The organism is Comamonas sp. Tr-654, from assembly GCF_011752915.1.
Taxonomy (GTDB): domain Bacteria; phylum Pseudomonadota; class Gammaproteobacteria; order Burkholderiales; family Burkholderiaceae_C; genus Comamonas.
Genome location: NZ_VWWQ01000001.1, coordinates 908,279 through 935,070, shown reverse-complemented (window position 1 = coordinate 935,070; position 26,792 = coordinate 908,279). Strand labels below are relative to the sequence as shown.

Below are 26,792 nucleotides of genomic sequence, written 5' to 3'. Positions count from 1 at the left end.
CCCAAGGGCCGAGGCGGCACTTGACAGAAGCAGGGACGACTTTGCTTCTGGTAAATCAACGGGAACAGCCCCATCACCATGGGGAACCTGATGAACTGGACTGTTCTGTTCGTTGCCGGCCTTTTTTGAGGTTGTTTGGGCAGCTGGCCTCAAGTACACCGATGGCTTCACGAAGCTCTGGCATTCTTTCGGGACCGGAGTGGCCTTCCTGCTCAGCATCGGTTTGCTCAGTTGAGCTAAGCGCGACCTGCCGGTTGGAGCGGCCTAATGCATTCTGGGTGGGCACTGGAGCCGTGGGCACTGCCGTCGTTGGCCTGACGCTCTTGGGTGAGCCTGCGACTGTGGCGAGGTTGGCACTTGTGGCCGGGCATCGTTGGGCTCAAGTTGTCTGGGAACGCAGAAGCCCGATGCGCCGCGAGCGGCGCAACATCCCTCGCGCAAACTTCTGCTTCGTAGCTGACAGCGGTCACTTCGACGTCTATGACCTTGGACCGCGGGCCGGCCTGGACCAACTGCTCACTGCCACGCGCCTGACGGCTGCTTCTGGCCAAACTCAGTCGGTCATGACCAGTAGCCTGGTCAGCCACGGCCGGTTCAGGCGGTCAGTTCATCCCGAATAAGCAGACTGCTGTTGAGGCTCTGGCGACTCACTGTCTAGCCAAACTGTAGCGTTCGGCTCGCGACCTTATTTAAGGGTGCTGCTGCGCTTAAGAAGGCTTCAGTGGGAGTGCCGCAGATGTTGTGCGAAAACACTACATATAGTGTTTGATGTTTTGGTTTGCCACACATATAGTGTCTCCACTGTGAATGCATCCAGCATTTCAGGTCGTTAACTTTATGGAGGCCTTTATGAGCTCGAACACTAAGCAAACGTCACCAAAAGTTGCCTCGCTCGCAGGCAAAACTCTCCAGAGCGGTTCCGCCAGTGCTGTTCAGCGCTCGCTCGCTGCTTCGGCACTTCGCCAAGCAGGAACTCCAGCGCAAACAGGAGCAAAGATGGAAGCTAAAGCTTCAGGTGCATTGGATAACGCACGCTCCTCTGCAACCACCAAAACGCTGGCTGGAAGCGTGGTGTCTCAATCGAATCGCAAACGCTAGAAGGTCGGGAAAAAGAAACGCAATTCGCGGAGTTGCGATTGAAGGTCTGCCGCTGGCGGACCTACCTTGATAGCCTTGAGTACATGCCAGATGGCAAGGCCATCCAAGCCTTTTCATTGGCGTCTACTTAGTGAGGTTGCGCTCACCGAATCGCATTGCTGTTCGTTGGAGCATCGATGCCGTCACTGCTGAAGGCTCAGCGCGGATTTGCGATACACAAATTCAAATAGCTCGACGGCGGCCCTCACGTCCCGCTTCTGATAGATGCCACTGAGCGCAAGCTCATAGTCGGCTCTCCCCACGCCCTGAAACGACAGGGGAGCGCAGTTCTTATGCAGCAATGGGACGTTAGCAGCTAGGCGAGCAGTCGCGCCGTTGCCAAAATTGAAGGGCTGCAGGTACGACAAATTCACCCACGCGAAGAACGCGGCCTCGATAGGGTTGTGTATCTGTTGAGCCTTCCTGCCGATGGACCCAAGCAACGACTGCAGAATGGCAGGGTCGTGGCTGGGAGCATAGTCGCAGCCATAGATAGGCAGGGAGCGGATGCTGCCAATGAGCTTGGCATCCACCAAGTCCCGCATCAGCAAGGCTTGGACATCGATGATGGTCGCCGCTGACAGGTCTTGCTCTACCGCGATAGCGCTGACGTAGTCGAGAGCGTCCTGGTGATTGAGAAGTACCAAAGCGTCCCTACTGAGACCGTCTGCGTGAGTTTGCCCATTTAGGACCTGCTTGGCGTCATCGAGTCTCATGGAGATGCCATCAAGACAAGCAGATGACCATGCAAGTTCCTCAAGAGGTTGCTCTGCTGGCTTGGCATGGACAGAGCTTGCTTGTCCGCAATAGCCTGCATGGAACAAATGTAGGGCTAGCTGTGGCGGTAGAAGGCTGCACAGATTCGGGGTGTAGGCAGTCAAGAAACTGAGGTCGTACTGAACTTGCGGGCGCGTAGCTGGCGGTGTGCTTAATGACTCAAGCAACGCCGTTGCTGCTGCCGACCATTGCCGGCGGGCCTCTGGTGGCTCGTTGGGGTCGACTCCTGCAAGGTAACGCGTCGAACGCCCCTTGCCCTGAATTTGCAGTAGCCCAGCCTCCGTCAACCTTTTCAAATCGCGATTGAGAGAGGCTCGAGAACTCGCGATGGAGTCCATCAATGTGCTCGGCCGGACAGGGCTGGGGGCAGCCTTTACCGCATTCAATATTGCTTCCTTGCGCTCTGAAATGCTCATGAGTCAATTGTGCGCCAAGGTAGTGCTGGACCGCCCGTTTCTTCGTGGTGATTGCTCGTCAGCTACAGCACCTTATCGAGCCGATGTGGCAAAGGGTGAAGCTGTAGGTGTACCGATAGATGAGTACAAATAGGCTAGCTTTGTACTGGTACATCAGTATGTCCAAGCGCAACGAGTCTTGAAAGCGCCGGCGAAGGCCTCCGGAAACCTCAACTAGATGATGTAATCGGGGATAGCCGATTGCTTGCACTGGTTGAAGAAGTGAAATCAATCTGCCTGGTGAGACCCTGGCCAGGGTGCCGAAGCCACTAGTGACCAATGCGATACTCTGGGCAGACAGATATCACATATACACGCTGAGAAGCGCTGCAGTTACGCCTATGAGTACTATTGAGAGATTCCACGTCGAGCAACGTTTTTCGGACATGGCTGTCTTTGGCAACACAATCTATCTTGCTGGCCAAGTGCCGTCAGATGGTATTCACGACATCAAGGGGCAGACAGCAGATGTGCTGAAGACCATAGACCGTCTGCTGACTGAGGGCGGTGGTAGCAAGCAGAGCATCCTGATGGCTACGGTCTACTTGGCGGATATGGCTGACTATGCGGGTATGAATGAGGCCTGGGACGCTTGGGTGCCGGCCGGTAACGCGCCTCCCAGGGCCGCAGTGGAAGCCAAACTGGCCAAGCCCGAGTGGCGTGTTGAAATTGTCGTAGTCGCGGCTCGAATCTAAAGGTCCGCGCTATGGTCGATTTTCCATTGCTGCTTGCCTTTGTACTCGCAGCGTCCATCTTGACGGTGACTCCTGGGGTGGACACCGCGATGGTGCTGCGTGCCACGGCTATGGATGGACGCCGGCCTGCCGTAATGGCCGCCTTGGGCATAGCCCTGGGCTGCCTTGCATGGGGAACTGCCGCGGCTTTTGGGTTGGGGGCGCTCTTGCATGCTTCGGAAGTTGCATACACCGTGGTCAAGTGGGTTGGCGCTGCATATCTCGTTTGGATAGGCATCAAGCTATTGGCTCTACCTCGTGCCGCCTTGGATGGTGACGCTTCTGATTCAGTGTCTCATCGTGGAACCAGTGCCTTCTGGCGAGGCTTGTTGACCAACCTACTGAATCCAAAAGTAGGTATCTTCTACGTCACCTTCTTGCCTCAGTTCATCCCGTCGGGGGCGAGTGTTGCCGCGTACTCGTTTTTCCTTGCGTGTTGCCACGTTGCACTGACCCTTCTTTGGTTCGCGGCCCTGATTGCAGCAACTGCTCCCTTGAGTGCATTTCTGCGTCGACCAGGCGCAGTCAAGGCTCTAGACCGACTGACAGGTTGCGTCTTTGTGGGCTTTGGTATGAAGCTGGCGACCTCATCGTCAAAATAAGTTTATCAAGTCTTGACAATGGGCACCTGCGTTTGTGCTTCGCACTCAAATTGACGCTTATTCACATCAGATAGCACCAGCCTGGAATTAAATCTTCAGAATTTTGGAATCTGCAGAACGATTACCTTCTGGCGCATCCGAGTACAAGGATGCGAGTTGTTCTCGAGTGCTGACAGATTCACCTGATACTACTAATTAATTTTGAGTCGAAATTTCAATTTCTCTGAACGAAAAAATCGTTCAATGGGTTGAACTGGAGGCTCTTTCTTGCTTGTTTGTTTGGCAAACGTCAAGAACATCCGAAATTTTTCCACTTCACGCACAAGCTCTAGCGCCTGAGCTATTTTTCCAATCAATGTGGTTGGAAGTTTGCGTTTCTAAATTCAAGACGTGTTTCTTACGATGTACAGCGTTAGGTCGCTATTCAAACTACATCGGAGACAAACATGACTGACGCAAAAACTTCTGCGAGCAAAGCATGTTGGGCTTGCCGCCTGCCACTAGCGCAATGCCAAAGGTACGAGATGCCGTCCTTGGCAGCGCCCTGGAGTCCGCTGTAACAGCGTTCCAATTGGTTATAAATAATAAAACGAGCAATGGTAAGTTTTGAATTGAACATTTCATTCAATTTGATTTACACATATTCGTATATCCAAGTAGAGGCAAGAAATCATGGCAACCCACTGCAATACACCACGATTCATAAAATTCAGGGACTCCTTTACCCAAGTTGTTCAAACGGCTAATGGGGATGAAGAGACCATTCTTTCTGCTGGAAGACCATTTCTGGAGGAGCTCATTAAAAATGATGACTGGCTCCCTTCGGAGTTTGCGCAACCGCATCCTCAGTTTTATCAGCAATACCTTTTGCATTCTGACCCAGAAGACCGCTTTTCTGTGGTGAGCTTCGTTTGGGGTCCGGGACAAAAGACGCCAGTCCACAACCACACTGTGTGGGCGTTGATTGGGATGATGCGAGGCGCCGAAAAGGGCGAACGTTTTGGACTGCCGGAAGCTGGTAAGCCAATGGAGATGCTCGGCACAGAGGTGCTTCACCCTGGCGATGTGGACATGGTCTCCCCGCGTCTGGGAGACATTCATCGCGTATCAAACATGTTTGACGACCGTGTCTCCATCAGCATCCACGTTTACGGCGGGAATATTGGACGCATTTCACGCCACGTCTTCGATGCAAATAACGGGACGACCAAAGGCTTCATCTCCGGCTACTCGAACGAGCAAGCCATTGCATCGACAGCCCAATAACGACCCCGAACGGACCTAAGTGCCTAGATAGGTATCTGGTCGTCCCTGATGGACCTGCAGAGGACCCAAAGAGCTCTCTGCCGCAGGTCTGTGCTGCGCGCGCGACCTCCAAAGGGTACTGGAGAACCTCTCCACTACAAAAGTAGTGCCGGAAGGGCATTGGCCGCGGCAAAAAGAAACCACAACAAGGAACCGAAATGTTGAATAACTGGGAAGAACAACTGAAGAACACACGTAGCGCGGCTGGCACACTCGCCAAGGTGAATCCGAAGCTCATCGCAGGCTTCCAGGCTCTTAGTGCTAGCCAGAACGGCGCCGGCGCACTTGATGTCAAGACACGCGAACTTATCGCTTTGGCGGTTGCCGTCACCACGCGTTGCGACTCATGCATTGCAACGCATGCCAGTGCTGCTCGAGCCGCGGGTGTTACCGAGGCTGAATTGAGTGACGCGCTTGGAACTGCAATCGCATTGAATGCTGGTGCAGCCTTCTCCTACTCGCTGCGCACCATGGAAGCGTTTGGCCAATTCGAAGCCAAGTAAACGCATCCTGGTAGAGGAACGAACAATGAAAATCCTGGTGCCTGAGCTGATGCACCCAGCGTCGCTGAAACGTCTTCGAGTGGAGCACGATGTGCACTATGACCCCACTCTTTTCATGCGACCAAGGGAGTTGCATCACCTAGCCCAGGATACCGAGGTGCTGATTGTCCGGAACTGCACTCAAGTCCGAGGTGACCTGCTCATAGCACTTTATAAGGCTCGAGTCGTAGCTTGCCTTGATGGGGGATTGGACAACATTGACAGCGAGGGCTGTCGGCGACTCGGAATTGAAGTTATTGCGGCATCCGACGCGAATGCTAGGTCGGTGGCGGAGTATGTCATCACCTGCGCAATGATGCTCCTCAGATTCTCACACTACAGTGTTAGCGAGGACACAATGCTCGGTAGATGGAACAGGCCATCGGTATCTGAGGGATTTGAGATAGCTGGCAAGACGATGGGGCTTATTGGCTTCAGCTCAAGCGGACGCCTAGCGGGTTTGCTGGCCAGTCGACTTGATATGCATGTGATGGCATATGCACCAAATGAGCATCTGAAAGCGGATGAATATCCATGCGAATTCGTCGCACTTGATGACCTGCTTTGCACTGCCGATGTCATAAGCATCCACTGTCCATTGACGCCTGAAACACGTGGCCTTTTGAACGAAGAGCGTCTTGCGAAGATGTGGCCGGGAGCGGTTCTTATCAATGCGACACAGGGTGGCATTGTGGATGAACCTGCTCTTGCTACTGCACTCAAGAATAAGCAGATAAGCGCAGCGGCTCTTGATGTCTTTGACGAGGAGCCTTTGTCCCGAGAGTCTTATCTCTTTGGGGCGCCGAACCTCTTTTTATCTCCCCGTATCGCAGGAGCCACAGCAGACTCCGAACTCAGCACATGTGAGCGTGTCGTTGACAGAGTTCTGGCGTTCGCACACACAACCTCCGCAAAGAGACTCCACATGGAGCTCTCAAAGCCGAACAAATCACATCTATGCGCTCGCCCTCCCAACGCTGAAAAGCTCCTGCTGGGGGCTTGAAGCTGGCACATAAGCGCATAGACGTCCCCACTACGTTACGCACAGGCAGGTCTTTGTATCTAGGTGAGGCAGCAAGGAAGCATGTGCACTCCGTAGACCCACGGTCCTGAGAAGGCCACTCCAACGAGAGTGCCCCAGGTCAAACGTGCCCATGGCACTACACAAAGGAGACAAAGATGAAGTACCAGGCTATTGGTGCAGCGCTAGCTTGCTTGTTAGGTTCCGCGATTGCTGAGGATGGGAAACCCACTCAGCCTGTCACTGTGTACGTTGGGCATGTCCCAGGCGGCACTACAGACATCGTTATGCGTCAGCTGACGACGCTGATGCAACCCAAGTTTCCAGCGGGCCTCATTGTTATGAACCGGCCGGGTGCAGGAGGCGTAACGGCTTTGTCCGCCTTGACCCAAGCAAAACCTGACGGATACCAGTTTTTGTTGGCCCCCAACTCCAATGTTGCGCTGTCCCCTCAGGTGCTCAAGACACCGTTCAAGAACCCCGACGATGTCGAGTATGTAGCGGAGGTAACAAGCTTCTCACCGGTGTTGGTCGTTCCAAGTGCATCGCAGTACAAGACCCTGGCACAGCTGGTGTCTGATGCAAAAAAAGAGTCAGTGAGCAAGGTCAGCGTCGGGTTTCCTGGCGTGAGCACGTTCAGTCAGTTCAGTGTGCAATCGTTGGCCAAGATGAGTGGTGCAAGCCTCATTGAAGTGCCTTTCACTGGGTGGGGTCAGGGCGGACCCCAATTGCTGGGTGGCCAGGTCTCAGCCGCAATCGCTCAACCTACTGATATTGCGCCGCAAGTTAAGGCAGGAACGCTTCGAGTACTGGCTTCTTTTAGTGAGGAACGCCAAACTGGACTTCCTGAGGTTCCCACTGCAAAGGAGCAAGGCTTCCCAGTATCGGTGGGCGTACGCTACATGATGCTCGCGCACAAAAACACTCCAAAGCAAGCCATCAGCTATATGCATGATGCATTGAAGGCAGCGATGGATACACCGCAGTTCCGGGAGCTGGCGAAGAATGGGGCAATGGAAGTTACCTACCGTGATGGCGCGTCCGCTAAAGCGCAAACATGGGCTGACTATCGCAAGGCGTCTGAGATGCTTAAGCAAGTCAAATAAGCGAGGTCTTTGCAGCTGATGACGTTCCAGAGCCCTGGCACTGATGTGCCGGGGTTCCTATTGAGTGGTGCAGACCTTGTCCACTGGTTCGTCGCCGCGGATGCTTTGTTCTTGCAGGGAATCCAGAATCTCTGCTCAATAGGATTGAGCGATAGCGCGCTTTCAGTCATGTGCCGAACGGCACAAAATGTAGGGTCGCACACGTCCTCCTTTGAACAATATTGCATGAACGCTCCTACCCTTCGCCAACTCGAACTCCTTCTAACTCTCATCTCGTCAGATGGAATTGCTAGTGGTGGCGCCAAGCTCGGAATGTCCGCTTCTGCCACCAGCCATGCACTGCGAACACTTGAGGAGACCTTGGGTGCAGAACTCATCGACCGTAACGCTTCAGGAGTCAGGCTCACCTCTACTGGTGAGCAAATACTTCCTCATGTGCGCGATGTATTTTCTTCATTGCAGCTCGTTCAGGCCAATGCATTGGCGGGCGCGGAGCTTAAGACGGGGCAACTGCGCCTTGGCTCCTTTGGGGCGAGTGCAACGACTAAGGTGCTACCGGCATTGATGGAACGTTTCAGAAGTAAGTACCCCGGCGTTGATGTCATCGTCACAGAGAAGCCCGATGAGCTGACTACTCAAGACATCATTGAGCGGCGCCTGGAGCTTGGTGTCGTGACATTGCCGAAGCCAGACTTTGATACCCAAACCCTGGCTATTGATGAGCTGGTTGCCGTGTTGCCATGCGACCACCATCTCGCAAAGCTTGATGTCGTGCCATTGAAAGCCATGACGTTCGACTCGTTCATCATGACAAGAGCGGGCTCTAAGTCCTTGGTGACAAAACTTTTCTCACGGAATAATCTGAACCCGAGGGTGATGTACGAGTTGCTGCAACTTATGTCTATCCTGGAGTTGGTGTCTCAAGGCAAAGGCATATCGATGCTGGCCAAACTAGCTCTTCCAGAGCACTACCCAGGTGTAGTGTTCAAGCCGCTTTCTCCTGGCGCATCCAGACGGTTTGGATTGGCATGTTTGAATGAGAAAAAGCTGTCGCTCGCGGCGAGGGCGTTCTGGCAAGAGACTCGGAGGTTCCAGGATGAGCGGAAAGCTCTTGAGCGCATCGAAACTCGACGCGCCAAATAGGGAGGATGACTTTAGATACGGATGGCGAGCATTTCACCAGTCGCACAAACAGCTCCATTCGCAATGAGCTCCATGTCCACCCAGACTTTACGGCCTTCGATTGAGCGCAATTTGCCTTTTACGGTCAGTTCGGTATGAAGCGGCGTTGGTCGCTTGAAGTCGACCTTTAAGGAGGCGGTGACAAATCTAACGGAAGGCTCGGTACCGACCTCTCGGCCTTCATGTTGGTAGGCGAATGCAGCCGCAGAACCTGTTCCATGGCAATCAAGGAGGGACGCAATCATTCCGCCATAGACATGGTCTGGAACACCTCCACTGTGCTCGGGTCGAGGTGTAAATTTTGCGATGGTCTCCTCACCCACGAGATATGTCTTGAGGTGATGCCCCACTGGGTTACTGGGGCCGCAGCCATAGCAGTGAGAGAACTCTGTTGGATAGCAGTCTTGAATTGCGCGTTGATTCATAGTGGTCAATCTAGAGTTTGGGTAAGAAGCGATACAGAAAATGGCTCAAAGCCACATAACTCCCTCAACGCCTTCATCCGTGGAGTGCTTGGAGGCGATGAGCCGTCCGAGTCGCCATGACTCGTCGTCTTTCAAACCTGAAGCTGGCGCTAATGCAGAGCACTTTTGGCAATGGTCGATGAAGGTTTGGCTGGTCGCTCCTAATTTGCGTGAGCCATGAGTGACGATGGAAAGACGCCGTGAGGCTCTCGGCATTTCAGTGTTCAGGATGACCAGCTCACCACCTTTGACATTACGAGCCACAGCGTGACGTGGTAAGCAGGCTAAAGCCGTGCTGCTCGAAACAAAGGCAGCGACTGCCTGTGGCGTACCCAGTTCGTATTCAACATTTATCTGTCCAAGGGACTCGAGGAGCCAGCGCTCTGCCGCCTCCCTAGTTCCTGAGCCAACCTCACGCATAGCCCAGCTCGCAAATCTCAGGTCGCACATGCTGACGACGCGATGAGCGAATGGGTGTGATGCGCCGGCAACGACAACCATCTCATCATTGAACCAGTGCTGAAGGTGAAGTCCGCTACGCGTTTGCTGTCCCTCAATGAACCCGACATCAACGTCAAATTGCTCAATGGCATCCAAGACCGCTGCCGTGTTTGATATGAGTAGTCGAACTCTGGTTCTAGGATGCTTCGTTTGCCACCGTGCCAATATCTCAGGGAGGATGTGCTCCCCAATAGTCATACTGGCAGCAACCACCAAAGAGCTTCCCGAAATATCTTCGAAGGCCTGTTCCAACTCCAAGGCATGGTCGATAAGCGAGAGCGCTATGGGTAGCAGCTTGGCGCCGGATTCGTTCAGGATGAGCCGACGTCCGGCTCTGTCGAACAGCGAAGTTCCCATGTTCGACTCGAGTTCAGCAAGAGCACTGCTTGCCGCTGATTGCGACCTTGCAACGGAGTCAGCTGCGGCTCTTGTTGAGCGCTCCTTAGCGACCGCCACGAACACTTCCAATTGCTTCAGAGTAACGCGTAGCCGCTTTTGACCAAAGTGGGAGCGAAGGTCACTCATGGCGATTCGCTCCCAACTTGCACGGATAGTCAGAGATACCTACCTCACACATGGGCTAAATCTGAATCTTTGCCTTATGAACGACTTCGGCCCATCGAGCGACTTCGCTGGCTGTGAGCTTGGTGAGCTCGCCTGGCGCACCGCCGCCAGGGTCGGCTCCAAGACTGACCCAGCGGTCCACAAAGCTCTTGTTTTGAAAAGCTGCGTTGACCGCGCGATTCAGTTGGTCGAGGACTGGCTGTGGAGTTTTTGGGGGAGCATATAGGCCATACCAGCTAGTAGCGTCGTAGTTCGGTGCGCCACTTTCCGCAACGGTTGGAACCTGCGGCAGGTACTTGGCGCGTTGCGCTGCAGTGACTGCAATGGCTCTGACACTTCCGGATTTGATGTGCTGCAGCGCTGAAGGCATCGTTTCGAACATCACATGGACGTTGCCGGAAATCAGGTCAATAATCGCCGGCCCTGAGCCCCGGTACGGGACGTGAGTCATCTGGGTACCCGTGACGTTTTTGAAGTACTCGGTCATGACATGCTGCATGGTGCCGGCGCCGGGAGTGGCGTAGCTATATTTGTCTGGAGCAGCCTTCAGCAGAGCAATGAGCTCTGCGATGTTTTTGACCGGGAGATTGTTGTTGACAATCACAGCATGGTTCACTCGCCCCAGGAAGGCGGCGGAAGACATCTGACGAATGTCATAGTTCAATCTCGGATACACCGATTGCGCGATGGCGTGATGCACAGCGCCGAATAGGAGGGTGTAGCCATCTGGAGTCGCTTTCGACGCGATATCGGCGCCAATCGTTCCTCCCGCTCCGCCTCGGTTATCGACAATAACCGACTGGCCAATTTCCCGTGATAGTTGCTCCCCAAGTGTTCGCGACAGGATGTCGACAGTTCCTCCAGGAGGAAATGGCGCTACCAGCTTCACTATCTGTGATGGGTATTTCGGCTGGGCGTTCACCATCGATACAGGTGCGATGGAGGCGCCCAGGGCCAGTGAAAGGAGTTCTCTACGCTGCATGGTTTGTCTCTTTGTGGGTATAAATTTCCAAGGCAGAGCGGGATGGCTTGTACGGCTTATGCGGCCGCTTTTTGCGCCAACGTCGCGTATCCCTCACGGGTCTGAGGGAGCTTCATATCGAGAAGCTTTCCGGCGACTTGCGTGCGGAGAATCTGGGCAGTTCCACCAGCAATGGTGAACATCCGCGCATCACGAACGTGACGCTCCATGGCTTGGTCACGGCCGTAGCCTGAAGAGCCGTAGAACTGCAATGCATCGTTGGTCACCTTGTTCGCGACTTCAGCTGCGAGGATTTTTGCGCGTGCAGCCTTATCGATATCAGGGAACGACGTGCCGCTAGTCAGCGCACTGCAGGCCGCATATCGCAGCATCAGGCGCGCTGCTTCCAACTGAGTCGACATGTCAGCCAGCATCCATTGCAGGCCTTGGAACTCCGCAATTGGGCGTCCAAACTGTTCACGGGTCTTGAGGTACTGAAGACCCTCTTCAAAGGCTCCTTGAGCAATACCCAGTGACACAGTGCCAGCACCGACGCGTTGAGAGTTGTACGCGGTCATCAGAGAGGCAAAGCCGCGCTTGAGGCCTCCGGGCGGGACAACCAGCATCGACTTGTGAATCTGCAGGTCGTTGAAATGCACATGCGTTTCAGGAATGCCACGCACACCCATGGCGTAGAGACGGCGACCGATGGTCAAGCCTTGCGGACCGTTATCGTCTCGGACACACACAAATGCACCGATGCCCTGGTCCACACCGTTATCAAAAACACGTGCAAAGATGAGGTGAAGCTTGGAAACTCCGCCACCAGTAATCCAGTACTTCTCGCCGTTCAGAATGTAATGGTCGCCCTTCTTGTCGGCGCGCGTAGTCATTTCGCTCGCGGCACTTCCGGCATTGGGCTCCGAGATGCAGATTGCGGGCTTGTCTCCGGCCAGTACCAGTTCAGAGGCAATCTTCAGCTGCTCGGGCGTGCCGTACTTCGCAATGGCGCTAATCGCGCCCATGTTGGCTTCAACCGTGATGCGCCCCATGGTTGCGCACGCCTTGGCCATCTCTTCAATGACGATGACGGTGTCCAGGTAAGAGAGACCTGCACCACCGGCACTTTTCGGGATGGTCATGCCCATAAAGCCGGCGTCACGCAAGGCGTGAACGTTTTCCCACGGGTAGGCCTCAGTTCGGTCCGTCTCTGCAGCCGTGGGAGCAAACTTGGCCTGTGCCAGTTCGCGGGCGCGCTGCTGGAGTGCAAGCTGTTCTTTTGAAAGTTCAAACATCTCAGTACCTCTGGTTTTCAGTTGGAGAGCCAATCGACAAGCACTTCATCCATGTGCTCGTTTAATCTCGGTGGAGGAAGGCGATAAGTCGCCGGTGTGGCGGAGAGCTTGAGGGGGCTGGCAAGGAGGCTGACTTGACCGCCTTCAGCCCAGTCACAAGGCATCCGTAGTTCTGAGCCGCGGGCACGGACATGTGGGTCGTTGAATACGTCTTGCAAGTCATTCACAGGGCCACATGGAACGCCAACGGCTTCCAGTTCTCTCAGCCACTCTTCGCGCGGTCGCTTCTTGAGACCCGCGTCAATCGCATCGCAAACCTCTTTGCGGTTGGCAATGCGCTGCACATTCGTTGCGAAGCGTGGGTCACTGGCCAGAGCATCCAGGCCAGCCACTTCACAGAATCGACGGAACTGGGAGTCATTGCCTACGGCAAGAATGAGTGGTGCATCAGAGGCCGTGAACACTTGGTAGGGCACTATGTTGGGGTGTCCGTTACCCAGGCGCTGCGGAACCTTTCTGTCCATCAGATAGTTGGTTCCAGCATTTACTAGCCACGAAATCTGTGTATCAAGTAGCGAGATGTCGATTTGCTGGCCCGTACCGGACTGCTCACGATGGCGGAGTGCTGCCAGAATGCCGACCGTGGCGTACATCCCTGTCATGACGTCGGCAACACCTACGCCCACTTTCATCGGAACGCCATCGGGGTCACCGGTGAGGCTCATGATGCCGCCCATGCCTTGTATGAGGAAGTCGTAGCCAGGTCGTGTTGCATAAGGACCTGTTTGGCCAAAGCCAGTGACGGAGCAATAGACAAGCTTCGGATAGCGGTCTTTTATTTGTTCGTAAGCCAGCCCGTATTTCGCCAGGCCCCCGACCTTGTAGTTTTCAACGAGTACATCTGCTCGTTCCAGCAACTTGTGTAGTTGCTCGAGGTCTTTTGGGTCAGCCAGGTCTAAGGCAATAGAACGCTTGTTGCGGTTTGCTGAAAGGTAATAAGCGCTTTCTTGCGTCTCCACCCCTTCCTCATCCCGTTGATAAGGTGGGCCCCATTTGCGGGTGTCGTCTCCTTCTCCCGGCCTTTCGACCTTCACGACGTCTGCACCTAGGTCGCCAAGAATTTGCGTTGCACTGGGGCCTGCCAAGATACGTGACAAGTCCAGCACACGGATGCCTGCAAGTGCCATTGGTTGAAGTGTGTTCATGTCTCAGTTCTTCTGTAAGCGTTTCGACTTTGCGTCGTTACTGCCAGCGCAGCTTTGAACGGTTTTTCTGTTCGCTGGTCTTGAATTAGTCTAGATTTCATGAGATTCACATTCAATTGAAATTAAATTCAATATGAGGGTGAAGGGGAAACACGCTGCAAAGTTGCGCCCACAGTGGTTTGTGTGGAATCCTGCGCGGCATTCGCAGCGAGGTTTTCGAAGAACCCCGCCGCAGCACACCTCCGCGTCTTGTGGCGTGCACGTACGCATCGCATGAGGGTGACGACAGGTCACCGGACGCAAGAGGTCTCTAGATATTTCCTTCAGTGTCTTAGAACGAATAGACACTCTGCGAACTCAAATGCGCCTTTCAAGTTCTTTATCTCGACTCGAGCTCTTCGTGAAAATTGTGAACGAGGGAAGCCTATCGAAAGCCGCGCGCTCCCTGTCACTAAGTCCGTCTGCAGTCAGCAAGTCGCTGTCTCTGCTGGAGTCGGAGCTCGGCATTACGCTTATCAAGCGAACGTCTCGGCACCTCTCCTTGACCGAGTGTGGTGCGACTCTCTTCGAGAGAGCAAAGGGAATCCTTCAGGACGCCGAGGGCGCGGTTCACGAGGCACTACGGCTTCGGGACCCTACCGGCTCTTTGCGGGTTTCCTGCTCTATAGCCTTCGGATGCACCCAGGTCTCGCACCTTGTGAAGGAGTTCTCCGAGCTATACCCAAATATTGAGCTTTCTCTGAATCTGGAAGACCGAGTTGTGGACCTCTCAGCGGAAGAGTTCGACGTAGCTCTTCGCATCACTTCAAGAGAGGATTGGGATTTTCCTGGCCGACGCCTTGCGTCTATCAGATGGATTTACGCGGCTGCTCCTGAGTACCTGGCAAGTCACTCCCTGGTCGAGAGACCCGAGGATTTGGAGCATCACTCTTGCTTGATGTACCCAGCCATGACAGTCCAGCGTCAATGGAGCTTTTCCAAAGACGGCAATGACTTCTCAGTGAAGGTTCCTTGTCGCGCCGTGTCTAACTCGAGCCTGGCCTTGGCTGAGATGGCGATTGGTGGCAGTGGCATTGTCTGCATTCCGTCGTACGTCGCTCATCGCTATCTTCGGGATGGTCGCTTGACGGAGGTTTTACCGGACTATGCCCCCCAGCCCAAGCATGCCCTGTATGCTCTGTATTTCAAGTCTCGATACAACAACCCGGCTGTGAGAGTTTTCGTCGCATTTCTCTCTGAAAAGTTCTCAAGTGGAGCGCCTTGGGAGACGCCCCATTGATGACAGGCTTAGCGTGCTAACAGAGCTTGAGTAAGGCGTTCTATGGCGAGGTCGACAGTCTGACGGGAGCAGCCTAAGTTCGCGCGCATGAAGCCATGCCCTTCTATGCCAAACTTCGGTCCCTTATCGAGCCAAAGGCGACCTTGAGTCAGCATGAAATTCTCCAGGTCAGCGGCCATCATTCCCATCTGTCGACAGTCCATCCATGCCAGATAGAGTGAGTCCATCTCAAGCACTTTCACACCTGCTTTCAGCGCATTCACTTGGGTGGCGAAGTGCCTTTGATTCTCTGCGACATAGGTAACCAGTTCGTCCACCCATGCTGCACCATGAGTGAAGGCAGCCTCAGTCGCCACCATCCCGAGGACATTGACGCGTGTGTTGTAGTTCCGCTCAACGGTGCGATACACCTCGTCTCGCTTCGCCTTGTCGGCGATGAACATGTTTCCACACTGGAGTCCGGCAAGGTTGAATGTCTTGCTTGCAGATGTGCAGGTGATGCTGTTGTGAGCAAACCTAGGGTCCAGAGAGGCAAAAGGCGTGTGCTTTTTGCCGGGTCCAAATACGAAATCGCAGTGGATTTCGTCGGCAATTACAAGCACACCATGCTTGAGGCAAATCTCGCCCATGGTGCGCAGTTCGTCCTTTGACCACACGTTGCCGGTTGGATTGTGCGGATTGGACAGGATGAAAATCTTCGTGTTCTCGCGAATCGCAGCTTCAAAGATTTTTGCGTCAAATCGATATCGGCTCTCCTCTTGTATCAGCGGAGCCATGGCGAGATGGCGGCCGTTGATGAGAACGTCCTGATGGAAGTGCACATAGACCGGAGGCTGGATGAGCACAGAGTCGCCAGGCTGTGAGAACGCTTGAATAATGGTCTTTAGAGCCGCAATCACGCTTGCGATAGGCATCACCCAATCCGCGTCGACGTCCCAGCCAAATCGTGTTCTTTGCCAGCCAGTTACGGCGTCCAGATAGCTCTTGGTCGGGGCGCCGGCATAGCCATAGACCCCGTGAGCGACGGCCTCATGCAACGCATCGATGACAGCAGGAGGCGACTTGAAGTCCATGTCGGCAACCCACATCGGGAGAGGATTGGCCGCAGCCTGACGCTCCGTCATCGCACTGGCAGGATTGCCCCATTTTAAGGAGTTGCTCGTCGTTCGGTCTACGACCGTGTCGAAGTCAAACTTACGATGCTGCATCGCGCCATTGTTAGTCATTAGAGATTCCATTTTCTTAACCGTGTACTTCCACTGTTTGCTCGAGGTTAATAATCCATCGCCTTCAGAATCGGTGCAGTGCAGACAATGACGCCGAACAAAAAAACGTACCAGACCTTTGGAGATACGTACTTCTTGAGTGCTGGTACCTGATAGACCAGAATGCAGGGGACGATGAACGATGCGACTCCGTAAATTGGCGAGGCCAACTGCTGCAAAAGCAATATCGAGAAGCGTGTCTGAACCCAGAACCACAGGCCGATAACGATAAATGCGCAGACGCCTAAGGATATGGCACGGTTGTTGATTCGGCTTTCGGGAATGAATCGGGTCAAGACGTTGAAGACCACGCCTTTGATGGACTCTTCGAATCCTAAGTAGATACCGAGAAATGCCGTGACGATAGCGAACACATTGAGGGCTGTCGTCAAGTACAGCACACCGTTGCCGGGCATGACGCTACCGGCAAGGGCCAGGGCAGAGATGTTCTGAGCCTTTGCGGACAGTGCTTGTTCCTGCGAAAGAGAAAAAGCAAAGGAAACGGCGAAGAACAGAACGGATATCACAAGTACCCAGTAGGCAATGCGATTGGCGCGTAGAGCTCTATAGGTCGCAACTCGGGGGTCAGACTCAACGCGTCGGAACGCAATGTTCATCGGACTCAGAATTTGGACAAAGAGAATCGAGAACAGTGTGAACGGCAGGGTCAGCACTGTGTCAATGATGAATTGCTTCGCGTCGGGGAATGCATGCAAGCTGTTCCGGATGTCCCAACGTGGAATCATCACGAGCCCCAGCAAGATGACCACCGCAAGCTTGAAGACGACCAATGGTCCTGCAACTTTGAAAAGCAGTTTCTCACCCTGAGCTGCAACTGCAACCAGTGCGCACAGCACTGCAAGCGAGAACCATGGGCTGTCGGAGAGGAGGCCCGTTGTGACGCCGAAGCTCTGCAAGTATTTGGCAGAGTCAAAGGTCACCGCGAGCGAGTAGGTAAGCATCCCCTTCACCAGCATGAAGAAGTACACGACCGCAAGAAACATACCCCAGTTTTTGCCAAGGTACTGAGTGATGATGCCCGCGTAGCTGGCAGCTTCAGGGGACTCACACAGCGACTGCAAGTACAGCTTTTGCATCATGTACAGAGCTGGGTAGGCAAGCAGCACAGATGCTGCGAATGTCCAGACCCCGGTTATCCCGACCTGGACCGGCAAAAATACAATACCGGCGCCAATAGCCATGCCGATACAAAGAATCACCCAGCCTAAATCGTATCTGGTGAAGGGGATTTTTTGCCCCTTATCCAATGCGCTATTCATATTTGTCTCCTTGGTTTTTATCTGGGCGATATGTTTCGCCCATATTTTTTGAGCTACCTGTCAGTCAAAAATCATCTGAAGGCGCTTCAAGATTTAGTCGCGTAGGCAATCGCTTCGATTTCGACCAATGCATCTTTGGGAAGTCGAGCGACTTCAATCGTTGAGCGGGCTGGCTTGTGGTTGCCAAAGCACTCTGCGTAAATTGCGTTTACTTTCGCAAAGTCATTTAGGTCTTTGACGAAGACGGTAGTTTTAAGTACTGAATCCAATTTAGCCCCGCCAGCCTTAAGAACCTGGGCCAGGTTTTCAAGAGATTTCCGCGTTTGCTGTTCAATGCCGCCTTCAACGATGGAGCCGTCGGCGAGCATTGGTAGCTGACCAGACGCAAACACCAACTCGCCGAACTGCGTTCCCTGGGAATAGGGGCCAATTGCAGCCGGTGCGTTTTGCGTTTTTATCAGCGTCATATGGGGTGCAAGACTTGCTGTCATTTCTGTTCAGGTTTAGGTTGGTGTGTCTCGAGAATTCGTCGAAATGCTTCGCATTTAGTCTTTGAGTTCAGGTCGAGAGGATGCTGGTGGCGTTGCAGTTTATTGAAAGTGAGGCTCCACCAACTTGGAGATTTGCGCACACCAGCTTGCGCTTTTTTTCACAGATGAAATAAGCACTTTTCCTGGACTCACGAATCAAAATTCTCAGGGGCACGACTGCGGCTCCATCGATTTCCGCTGCACCTTCAAGTTGCGCACAAAGCTAACTGGCGGACTGACCCTGAACGAGATTTTTGAATGACGAATACAGCTGCTCCAACCTTGACGGGGCATAGCTCTTGGGAGCTTTTTCGCGTGATGTCTGCAGGCATCAGTTCTCTGATATTGACAGTGGGACTGGCACGCTTTGCTTACACGCCCATGTTGCCCATCATGGCCAAGCAAGCGAGCCTTTCGCTTCTGGCCGGCGGATGGCTTGCGGCAATCCACTATGCGGGCTATATAGTCGGTGTGCTGGTTGCGTCGTCCATCAGCGACCTCAATAAGAAGTTCGTCCTATATCGACTAGGGCTGCTCATGGCATTCGTCAGTACCGCAGCCATGAGCGTCACGACGGACGTCTACGTTTGGGCGACCCTTCGCTTCTTATCAGGCCTGGCTGGCACTGCTGGGATGCTGTTTGCGTCGGGCCTCATCCTGAACTGGCTTATTCGTAATGGGAGAGGTGCCCAACTTGGACTGCACTTCGCGGGACTTGGTCTCGGGATTGCACTGTCCGGACTTGTCGTGGCCTCGACGAGCGGTTCCTTTTTGTGGAACCATCAGTGGCTGATTCTTGGTGTCATCGGACTAGTTCTACTAGTCCCAGCATGGCTCTGGCTTCCAAGACCAGCTAGGCTAAAGCAGATTAAAAAGACCGCTACTGTGTCAAGCGCAGCACCATCGAACCGTTGGATGCTCCTCTCGATTCTTTCTTACTTCTGTGCGGGTTTTGGCTTTGCTATAGGAGCAACATTCATCGTTGCCATCCTCGAAAAGCTCCCCATGTTTGCCGGGCATGGAGGCTGGGTATGGGTGGGCGTTGGGCTCGCGGCGGTTCCGTCAACCTTCCTATGGGATAAAGCCGCCAAGGCTATGGGCTCAGTACAGGCCCTTATGCTGGCCTACGGCCTACATGCCATCGGTATTGCTCTTCCCATTCTGTCCGACTCTCCCGTCTTGAATCTTGTTAGTGCGCTTCTCTTCGGGGGAACATTTGCTGGAATCGTTAGCCTCACGCTTTCGATTGTTGGAAGGCACTTCCCAGCGAACCCGGCTAAGGCAATGGCCCGTATGACCTTGAGCTATGGTGTTGCACAGATTGGTGCACCAGCTATGGCTGGCTATATCGCTTCAGCGACGGGTAACTATCACGACGCACTCATAGTCACACTTGTTGTGCTGGGGCTTGGGCTTGTTTTGCTGCGCTTGTTGGCAAAAGAAGAAGCTAAATCTCAAAGTTCGCATTGAGCACTTGCTCCTAGGTACGCCGCCATAGTTGCTATCAGGCGGCTTCCAGACTCACTCAGAAAGTCTGTTTGAAATGAAGCTCAACTTCTGCAGTCTTGCGTTGCTACTGTCCGTCTTCGCCACCCAAAACTTCGCACTTGCCGCGTCAAATCAGCAAGCGTCTTCGAACATGGAGGCAGTTCAAAGTGCAATATGGAAGCGTCTCGGTGCTGCGAGTTGGGTGCGAGATGGCAAACAGGACGCTCCGCGCATCGTCTACGTCATCACGGACCCAAACTGTGTCTGGTGCCATCGCTTTTGGGAAGCCTCTCGTCCATGGGTTGATGCCGGCAAGGTGCAAGTTCGTCACCTGCTGGTCGGAATCATCAAACCAAACAGTGTAGGAAAGGCGGCAGCAATACTCTCCGCCCCAGACCGGACTACTGCGCTCACATTGCACGAGCTGAGTGCCACGCGGGGAGGCATCGTCGAAGCACCTAGTGTGTCCGAATTTGCACGAACAGTTCTCGCAGACAACTTTCGCTTGATGAAAGAGTTCGGTTTCAGTGGAACCCCCGCAATCATCTACATGGATTCCCGCGGCAAATTGGCCGCAGTGGCTGGATTCCCTGGTGAACGTATGGAGGTGGTGATGGGTAGCACTGCTCCTCGACAGTAGTACGTCATCGCTCCCTTGCGCATTCCCTCATCTTCAGAGTCAGCGAGCTAGGGCTGAAAAGAACTCCTTGCCCCACTATCGTTTCAAACGATAGAGATACTCCGGATGATTCGCTAGGAAAGCTGGCTTTGGATTTCTATCCTCCAGGTTCAATAAAACCAAGGAGACAAATAGATGATGAATCCAACGAGGAGGTGGACTCGTCGCGGCTTCGCAATTGCTTCCGCGTCCGTGGCGACCATACCTTTCGCTCCAACCATTGCTCGTGCTCAAGCTGGTACGTCACCGATACGAATCATTGTGGGGTTCCCTCCCGGCGGGTCATCCGACGTGGTCGCTCGACAATTGGCTGAGGTGCTTCGGCACAAGCTGGGTAGGACAGTTTTGGTTGAAAACAGAGCGGGGGCAGCGGGACGTATTGCACCTGATTTTGTGAGGACTGCTGTTGCCGACGGAAGTGTCATCCTGCTGACGCCGAATCCGATGATTACTCAGTACCAGTCTGTTTACCGCAAGCTGACTTACGACCCCCATCGTGATTTCACTCCTGTGGCGCAAGTGGCCACCTATCCGCTGTTCGTCAGTGTCGGGCCTGCTGTCCCTGAAAGCGTTAAGAACATTCGGCAGTACTTGGAGTGGACCAAGTCGGGCGCTAAAAACGGCTTCTTTGGGTCCCCAGCGACGGGGTCTACACCTCATTTCGTAGGTGTCATGTTGGGCAAGTCGGCAAGTATTGAACTGACTCATGTTCCATACAAGGGTGATGCTCCTGGTATTCAGGACTTGCTTGGAGGTCAAGTCCCGATGAGCATCAACGTCCCAGCAGCCCAACTGCCCCATGTTGGTGGCGGGAAACTACGGGTCTTAGCAACTTCCGGGTCAAACCGAAGCCCTGACCTTCCAAATACGCCGACTCTGGCAGAGCAAGGGTTTCCGTCACTGCAAACTAACGATTGGTTTGGCGTGTTCGTCCCTGCTGCAACGCCGGCTTCGGTCGTGCAGCAACTTCAGGGAGCGTTCGGCGATGCGTTGGCCAGCCCAACCGTGCGCGAGAGCTTTCTGAAACTAGGCATTCAACCTGCATTTCTCGGCTCAACTGAGTTCACTCGGCGCATCAAGGACGATTCCAGCTCGTTTGCTGCACTTGTAAAGAGCGTCGGATTTGTACCTGAGGAGTGATGATGACCTCAATGAGTGCAAATGTCCGCTTGGCAGAGGCCAAAGTGGAGGTCGAACTTCGTGCCGATGGCTCTCAAGTTCTACGCTCTCCCACAATGCTGGGTTCACAAGTGCGTGTTGTGAGCGACTGGCTTGAGCAATGGAGTAAGAGTAGCCCACAAAGGACACTCTTCGCAGAACGCCAGAACGGGGAGTGGGTACACCTCACATACGGCGAGGCTTACCAAAAAGTTCTTCGGCTCGCGGCAGGGTTGCTGCAACTGGGGCTTGGCCCCCAGAGGCCATTGATGATTCTGTCTGAGAACAGCATCCAGCATGCATTGCTGACACTGGCTGCAATGCACGTTGGGGTGCCAGTAGCTCCAATCTCGCCGGCGTATTCACTGCTGAGTCATGACCACGAGAAGCTTCGCTCCATCGCTCAGCTACTGCGTCCTGGTGCCGTTTTCGCCAGCGACCCCAATCGCTATGCGAAAGCACTCCAGGCACTGGGCACAGACGGGTTGTCGGTTCAGCAACTTCTGCAGTATGAATCGAATGCATTGGTGCATGAAACCCACGCAAAAACCACACCCGATACCGTCGCCAAGGTCATGTTTACCTCTGGCTCGACAGGTATCCCAAAAGGAGTGATGAACACTCAGCGCATGTTGACGGCCAATCAACGGCAAAGCCTGCACGTGTGGCCATTTCTAGGTGACACCCCACCGGTTGTCGTTGATTGGCTGCCGTGGAACCACACCTTTGGCGGCAACTACAACTTCAACATGGTTCTAAGCAATGGTGGAACCATGTACATCGATGCAGGGAAGCCGGTGCCAGCCCTTTTTGGCGAGACCTTACGTAACCTTCGCGAGATATCTCCCTCTGTTTACTTCAATGTCCCCAAGGGCTTTGACCTGCTCCTTCCGCATCTTGAGGAAGACGCAGTGTTTCGTAAGATGTTTTTCGAACGTTGTAAGTTCATCTTCTATGCGGGCGCAGCGTTGGCGCAAAGCACATGGGACCGTATCCAACGATTGGCACGTCTGGAGACCGGCTCCAATGTGATGTTGGTCTCAGCCTGGGGTGCAACCGAAACCGCTCCGTTATGTGCGGCTGTTCATTTCCCAATCGAGCGTGCAGGCGTTGTAGGCCTTCCGGTGCCGGGCTGTGAAATCAAGCTGATTCCGACATCAGGAAAAATGGAAGCGCGCGTGCGCGGTCCAAACATCACCCCAGGCTACTACAACAGCCCAGAGATGACTCAGGCGGCCTTCGATGAGGAAGGGTTCTACCGCATCGGTGACGCACTCAAGTTGCTCGAACCACAAACACCAGAAAAGGGCCTGGTTTTCGATGGTCGTGTTGCAGAGGACTTCAAGCTCCGAACAGGCACATGGGTTCATGTTGGCGCGCTAAGAGTTCAGCTCATCACTGCGTGTGACCCACTTGTCCAGGACGCTGTCCTCACAGGTCATGACCGCGATGAAATTGGTGCATTGCTGTTCCTGCACCCGTCGGCTGCCTCTATGCCTGAAGCAGCGGTGCAAACGCAAATTTCCAAGTGCCTTGCTCGTTTAAATGAAGCGGCCACCAGTTCCATGCGCATTGCTCGCGTACTTGTCCAAATGGGGCCGCCCCGCGCAGATGCTGGAGAAATCACGGACAAAGGCTATCTAAACCAACGCCAGGTTTTGTCGCTTCGCCATGACCAGGTCGAGCGGCTGCATGCATCTGTAGCCGACCAGAGTGTCATCTTCCCCCACAAAGAAACCTTGTCTACCGTTTTTGCATCATGACTCAGTATCTCCGTAACGTTTGGTATGTCGCAGCTTGGGACACTGAAGTCCCTGTCGGAAAAATTTTGGCTCGTACGATTCTTGGTGAGCGCATCGCAATTTTTCGCGATGAGACAGGAAACGTCAGTGCTCTGTTTGACCGCTGCCCACATCGGTTTGCGCCTCTTAGCATGGGCAAGGTTGTGGGAGGCTGTGTGCAATGTCCTTATCACGGGCTTGAGTTCCGCGGTGATGGTTCATGTAATCGCAATCCCCACGGGAACGGCCAAATTCCTAAGGCCGCACAAGTCCGCAGCTATCCCATGGTGGAGCGTTGGTCTGCTTTGTGGATTTGGATGGGAGACCCTTCGAAAGCCGATGCTGAACTCATCCCCGAGTTCAAGAGCTTGGACCCAGAAAAACGATGGGTAGGTAAGGACTATCTGTTAGCAAAAGCCGAATACCAACTCGAGACCGACAACATCCTTGATTTGAGCCATATTGAGTACTTGCATCCCGGAACTTTAGGAAGTGATGCGGTTAAGCAGTCGCAATCTGAAGTGAAGCAGGAAGGTGATACGGTCTACTCGCTTCGCCTGACTCGCAACGAGCAACTAATGCCATCGCTCGCGCAAAGGTATGGAATCGCCGAAGAACAATTGGTTGACCGCTGGCTGGACACACGGTGGAACGCCCCTGCAGTGATGGAACTCTGGGTTGGGGTGGCGCCAGCAGGCAGCGCTGACCCGCGCGCTGTTGGCAAGCAAGTTCCGTTTGCGCATTTGTTCACTCCCGAGACCGCCACGACTGCGCACTATTGGTTCGCTACCAGCTACCCCAAACGCATGGGCGAAGAAGGCAGAGTACGTGCTGAGTCAGACATCAGGTATTTGCGCGAGCCGTTCGAGCGGGAGGACCTTCCAATGCTCGAGGCTCAGCAGCAATCGCTAGGTGATAACGATTTCTGGTCTCTAAAGCCCATTTTGCTTCCCGGTGACGCTGCCGCCGTGCGAACACGGCGTGTTCTTGATGCACTCATCAAAGCTGAGCAAGAAGCAAAAGCTGCTGAGGAGGTGCGTGCATGACAGATAACTTTTGCGTCCGAATCGCTCGAAAAGTACTCGTTGCCGAGGGCATCTGTGCATTCGACTTGGTGCCAGAGGACGGAGAGCTTCTGCCAAAGTTCACAGCAGGTGCACACATTGACGTGACCACTGCGTCAGGAGTGGTCCGCCAATACTCGCTTTGTAACCCGCTAACGAGCGGCAGCATGTACCGTATAGCGATATTGCGAGAAGAGGCAGGGCGAGGTGGTTCGCGAGCAATGCATGACAACATGCACGAAGGTGACCTGGTTCACATCAGCAGGCCGCGAAATCATTTCGCGCTTGAAAGCTCGGATGCACCAAGTATCTTGCTAGCCGGCGGCATTGGGATTACGCCCATACTGGCGATGGCCCATGAGCTCAAAGCATCGGGCATGGAGTTTTCTCTGCACTACAGCACTCGCAGTGTCGCGCGAACTGCTTTCAGGCAGGAGTTGTTAGAGCATTTTGGCTCTAACGCCAGTATCTATCACGATGACGGCACGTCCAAAGAGCGTTTCGATATTTCTCAGGTACTTCACACAGCACCTCCGACAGCGCATCTATATGTGTGTGGGCCGGGCGGATTCATTGATGCTGTTCTGACGCATGCCAGGTCGGTGGGGTGGCCTGAGAACCAACTGCACAGGGAGTTTTTCTCGGCTGCGCCAGTGAGTACAGAGGGTGATGGAAGCTTTGAAGTGGTTGTCGCTAGCTCAGGCGCAGTTGTGCCTGTAGCTCGCGACCAGACCGTTGTTGAAGCGTTGGCTTCCGTTGGCATAGAGCTTATGACTTCCTGCGAACAAGGAGTTTGCGGAACCTGTGTGACGCGCATATTGGAAGGGGTTCCTGAGCACCGCGACTGCTATTTCACTGAGAAAGAGCAGGCTCTGGGAGACCAGTTCACACCATGCTGCTCTCGAGCCAAGACTGAGCGCCTAGTTTTAGACATCTAAGTCGAATCGACTCAACTCCAAGGAGCACGATGAAAAACCTATATCAAGGAGACATCGGTGTCTCCTCGAGCGGTCGCTCAGCAGAAATTGTCGCCTCTACCGTAGGGTGCATCGGAGCTGATAACTTCGCAACGGAGGCGCTTGAGCGCATCAACACGTTGCTCGATTTGGGCGCTTGGGCTGTCTACCGATTGCGGGTGGATGCCCCTCCCGAGTTCTCATTTGGAGCAACACGAGGGCGTCAGGACATTACCGCGGCATGTTGGGACCAGTATCGGGCGGGGCTGTATCGTACCGACCAAAGCTTTGGGCGCACTCAAGAAACCCAGCGGGGTTACGTTTCCCTGTCCCGGCTGAATCCACATAGGCTCGCGCCAGCCCACCGAGCTGCAATTTACGACCGGTATTCGATTCAAGAGCGACTATCAGTGGTGTCAGAGGAGTGCTCTGGCTCCTTGTTGACGCTCAATTTTTACAGGTTCGGTGGCCAGCGTTGGTTTAGCCAAGAGGATGAGGCGGACCTCTTGTCTGCGGCAGCAGTGTTGGTTGTTGCTGTACAGAGGCATCTTGCTTTAGTTCCAGCAGTTTCACCGTCGACGTACTCGACCTCCACACAAGAGCTAGAGAAATCGGTTTTGCTTGAGCGTTGCCCGCGCCTCACTGAGCGTGAACTGGAAGTCTGCGTTTGTCTTGTCCGTGGATGGTCATTTGACGGGATAGCCGCTCGGCTGAACGTGTCGGCAACCACCGTGAAAACATATCGTGACCGAGCTTTTCGACGACTAGGAATTAGCCATCGCAATCAGCTCTATGGAGTATGTGTGACCGGTGTCGTACAGAAGACCTCGCAGCAAGGTTCCACCCATGCATGAACTTGAATTTCACTTTGACTTTTTGTCTCCCTATGGCTACTTTGGCAGCCATTCCATAGAGGAGCTTGCGAGACGTCATGACCTAGCAGTTGACTGGTGTCCCATGCTATTGGGTGTATCGGTCATGAAGGTGATGGGCCTTAAGCCGCTTCTCGATACGCCACTAAAGGGAGACTACGTACGCCGAGACGTTGGACGCTTGTCAAGACTGCTGAACTTGCCACTTGGGCGTGCATTAGACCGTCCACCCCAAAGCTCCTTGGTGCCATCTCGAGCTGTTTGCTGGGCGAAGCGGCATGCGCCTCAGATTGTTCCAGAACTCGTGCACGCGATTTATGCCGCGATGTGGGCTACTGGCATTGACATCAATGACCCCGAAGACCTAGCTCGAATCGAGATTACAGAGACTGTTGATATCCGCGCTTTGGTTTCCGCAGTAGCAGGCGTTGAAGCGGGGAACTTACTGCGACTGGAGGTTGAACGGTCAATTGCCAAGGGAGTGTTTGGTTCGCCCACAGTTGTCGTCAATGGCGAGCCATTCTGGGGCTTTGACCGATTTGAGCAAGTCGATAGGTGGTTGGCTTCGGGGGGCTGGTAGCAGGGTTGT

26 protein-coding genes and 1 pseudogene are annotated in these 26,792 nt (G+C 54.0%); 18 read left to right on the top strand and 9 right to left on the bottom strand.

Features of this window, described 5'->3' with window-relative positions; translation table 11 throughout:
- The first annotated feature begins 90 nt into the window (after positions 1–90).
- Together F3J24_RS04215 and F3J24_RS04210 are read left to right on the top strand one after the other, a co-directional pair.
- A pseudogene (locus F3J24_RS04215) lies at positions 91–456 on the top strand (SMR family transporter).
- A gap of 393 nt (positions 457–849) precedes the next feature.
- Positions 850–1,098, top strand: a complete 249-nt coding sequence (locus tag F3J24_RS04210) for a hypothetical protein (protein WP_167002973.1) — start codon at positions 850–852, stop codon at positions 1,096–1,098.
- Between the two features lie 182 nt (positions 1,099–1,280).
- Here the strand turns inward: F3J24_RS04210 and F3J24_RS04205 are convergent, their stop codons facing one another.
- Positions 1,281–2,330 (bottom strand): Fic family protein, encoded by a 1,050-nt coding sequence (locus F3J24_RS04205; protein ID WP_167002971.1) that lies wholly within the window; start codon positions 2,328–2,330, stop codon positions 1,281–1,283.
- 380 nt (positions 2,331–2,710) lie between these two features.
- On the opposite strand from F3J24_RS04205, the gene F3J24_RS04200 reads away from it, so the two are divergent.
- From F3J24_RS04200 to F3J24_RS04170, 7 genes are all read left to right on the top strand, one after another.
- A complete protein-coding gene (locus F3J24_RS04200) occupies positions 2,711–3,064 on the top strand; it encodes a RidA family protein (RefSeq protein ID WP_167002969.1) in 354 nt (117 codons plus the stop codon).
- Between the two features lie 11 nt (positions 3,065–3,075).
- Entirely contained in the window at positions 3,076–3,705 is a 630-nt protein-coding gene (locus F3J24_RS04195; RefSeq protein ID WP_167002967.1) for a LysE family translocator, read from the top strand.
- A 672-nt stretch (positions 3,706–4,377) separates the two neighbouring features.
- Positions 4,378–4,971: a cysteine dioxygenase gene (locus tag F3J24_RS04190; protein ID WP_167002965.1), complete on the top strand. Its 594-nt coding sequence runs from the start codon at positions 4,378–4,380 to the stop codon at positions 4,969–4,971.
- 197 nt (positions 4,972–5,168) lie between these two features.
- Positions 5,169–5,513, top strand: a complete 345-nt coding sequence (locus tag F3J24_RS04185) for a carboxymuconolactone decarboxylase family protein (RefSeq protein WP_167002963.1) — start codon at positions 5,169–5,171, stop codon at positions 5,511–5,513.
- Between the two features lie 25 nt (positions 5,514–5,538).
- Entirely contained in the window at positions 5,539–6,555 is a 1,017-nt protein-coding gene (locus tag F3J24_RS04180; protein WP_167002961.1) for a D-isomer specific 2-hydroxyacid dehydrogenase family protein, read from the top strand.
- Positions 6,556–6,731: 176 nt separating this feature from the next.
- Complete coding sequence (locus F3J24_RS04175; protein WP_167002959.1) at positions 6,732–7,679, top strand: tripartite tricarboxylate transporter substrate binding protein; 948 nt, start codon at positions 6,732–6,734, stop codon at positions 7,677–7,679.
- A 225-nt stretch (positions 7,680–7,904) separates the two neighbouring features.
- Positions 7,905–8,822 carry a LysR family transcriptional regulator gene (locus F3J24_RS04170; protein WP_167002957.1) on the top strand — a complete coding sequence of 306 codons (918 nt, stop codon included), beginning with the start codon at positions 7,905–7,907 and terminating at the stop codon, positions 8,820–8,822.
- An 11-nt stretch (positions 8,823–8,833) separates the two neighbouring features.
- Here the strand turns inward: F3J24_RS04170 and F3J24_RS04165 are convergent, their stop codons facing one another.
- Genes F3J24_RS04165 through F3J24_RS04145 form a run of 5 tightly spaced genes read right to left on the bottom strand, consistent with a single transcriptional unit; the run spans position 8,834 to position 13,851 of the window.
- On the bottom strand, positions 8,834–9,286 hold the full coding sequence (locus tag F3J24_RS04165; RefSeq protein WP_167002955.1) for a PaaI family thioesterase: 453 nt from the start codon (positions 9,284–9,286) through the stop codon (positions 8,834–8,836).
- Positions 9,287–9,331: 45 nt separating this feature from the next.
- On the bottom strand, positions 9,332–10,351 hold the full coding sequence (locus F3J24_RS04160; protein WP_167002953.1) for a LysR substrate-binding domain-containing protein: 1,020 nt from the start codon (positions 10,349–10,351) through the stop codon (positions 9,332–9,334).
- A 55-nt stretch (positions 10,352–10,406) separates the two neighbouring features.
- A complete protein-coding gene (locus tag F3J24_RS04155; protein ID WP_167002951.1) occupies positions 10,407–11,372 on the bottom strand; it encodes a tripartite tricarboxylate transporter substrate binding protein in 966 nt (321 codons plus the stop codon).
- A 56-nt stretch (positions 11,373–11,428) separates the two neighbouring features.
- A complete protein-coding gene (acdA, locus tag F3J24_RS04150) occupies positions 11,429–12,646 on the bottom strand; it encodes a 3-sulfinopropanoyl-CoA desulfinase (RefSeq protein WP_167002949.1) in 1,218 nt (405 codons plus the stop codon).
- 17 nt (positions 12,647–12,663) lie between these two features.
- The gene (locus F3J24_RS04145) at positions 12,664–13,851 is read right to left on the bottom strand and encodes a CaiB/BaiF CoA-transferase family protein (protein WP_167002947.1); all 1,188 of its coding nucleotides are present in this window, start codon (positions 13,849–13,851) and stop codon (positions 12,664–12,666) included.
- A gap of 361 nt (positions 13,852–14,212) precedes the next feature.
- Between F3J24_RS04145 and F3J24_RS04140 the strand changes: the two genes are divergently transcribed.
- A complete protein-coding gene (locus F3J24_RS04140; protein ID WP_240154234.1) occupies positions 14,213–15,130 on the top strand; it encodes a LysR family transcriptional regulator in 918 nt (305 codons plus the stop codon).
- 8 nt (positions 15,131–15,138) lie between these two features.
- Here F3J24_RS04140 and F3J24_RS04135 read toward each other — a convergent pair whose 3' ends face one another.
- From F3J24_RS04135 to F3J24_RS04125, 3 genes are all read right to left on the bottom strand, one after another.
- The gene (locus F3J24_RS04135; protein ID WP_205244597.1) at positions 15,139–16,356 is read right to left on the bottom strand and encodes a MalY/PatB family protein; all 1,218 of its coding nucleotides are present in this window, start codon (positions 16,354–16,356) and stop codon (positions 15,139–15,141) included.
- A gap of 47 nt (positions 16,357–16,403) precedes the next feature.
- Entirely contained in the window at positions 16,404–17,675 is a 1,272-nt protein-coding gene (locus tag F3J24_RS04130; protein ID WP_167002941.1) for an aromatic amino acid transport family protein, read from the bottom strand.
- Positions 17,676–17,761: 86 nt separating this feature from the next.
- On the bottom strand, positions 17,762–18,166 hold the full coding sequence (locus F3J24_RS04125) for a RidA family protein (protein ID WP_304515580.1): 405 nt from the start codon (positions 18,164–18,166) through the stop codon (positions 17,762–17,764).
- 297 nt (positions 18,167–18,463) lie between these two features.
- On the opposite strand from F3J24_RS04125, the gene F3J24_RS04120 reads away from it, so the two are divergent.
- From F3J24_RS04120 to F3J24_RS04085, 8 genes are all read left to right on the top strand, one after another.
- Positions 18,464–19,675, top strand: a complete 1,212-nt coding sequence (locus F3J24_RS04120) for a YbfB/YjiJ family MFS transporter (RefSeq protein WP_167002939.1) — start codon at positions 18,464–18,466, stop codon at positions 19,673–19,675.
- A gap of 73 nt (positions 19,676–19,748) precedes the next feature.
- A complete protein-coding gene (gene dsbG / locus F3J24_RS04115) occupies positions 19,749–20,333 on the top strand; it encodes a thiol:disulfide interchange protein DsbG (protein ID WP_167002937.1) in 585 nt (194 codons plus the stop codon).
- 231 nt (positions 20,334–20,564) lie between these two features.
- Entirely contained in the window at positions 20,565–21,512 is a 948-nt protein-coding gene (locus tag F3J24_RS04110; protein ID WP_205244596.1) for a Bug family tripartite tricarboxylate transporter substrate binding protein, read from the top strand.
- Between the two features lie 2 nt (positions 21,513–21,514).
- Positions 21,515–23,293 (top strand): feruloyl-CoA synthase, encoded by a 1,779-nt coding sequence (locus F3J24_RS04105; RefSeq protein WP_167002933.1) that lies wholly within the window; start codon positions 21,515–21,517, stop codon positions 23,291–23,293.
- The gene (locus F3J24_RS04100) at positions 23,290–24,357 is read left to right on the top strand and encodes an aromatic ring-hydroxylating dioxygenase subunit alpha (RefSeq protein WP_167002931.1); all 1,068 of its coding nucleotides are present in this window, start codon (positions 23,290–23,292) and stop codon (positions 24,355–24,357) included. Before F3J24_RS04105 ends, F3J24_RS04100 begins: the two co-directional genes overlap by 4 nt.
- Positions 24,354–25,313 (top strand): PDR/VanB family oxidoreductase, encoded by a 960-nt coding sequence (locus F3J24_RS04095; protein WP_167002929.1) that lies wholly within the window; start codon positions 24,354–24,356, stop codon positions 25,311–25,313. Before F3J24_RS04100 ends, F3J24_RS04095 begins: the two co-directional genes overlap by 4 nt.
- A 29-nt stretch (positions 25,314–25,342) precedes the next feature.
- Positions 25,343–26,185, top strand: a complete 843-nt coding sequence (locus F3J24_RS04090) for a helix-turn-helix transcriptional regulator (protein ID WP_167002927.1) — start codon at positions 25,343–25,345, stop codon at positions 26,183–26,185.
- Positions 26,178–26,783 carry a 2-hydroxychromene-2-carboxylate isomerase gene (locus tag F3J24_RS04085; protein ID WP_167002925.1) on the top strand — a complete coding sequence of 202 codons (606 nt, stop codon included), beginning with the start codon at positions 26,178–26,180 and terminating at the stop codon, positions 26,781–26,783. Before F3J24_RS04090 ends, F3J24_RS04085 begins: the two co-directional genes overlap by 8 nt.
- Positions 26,784–26,792: the final 9 nt, after the last annotated feature.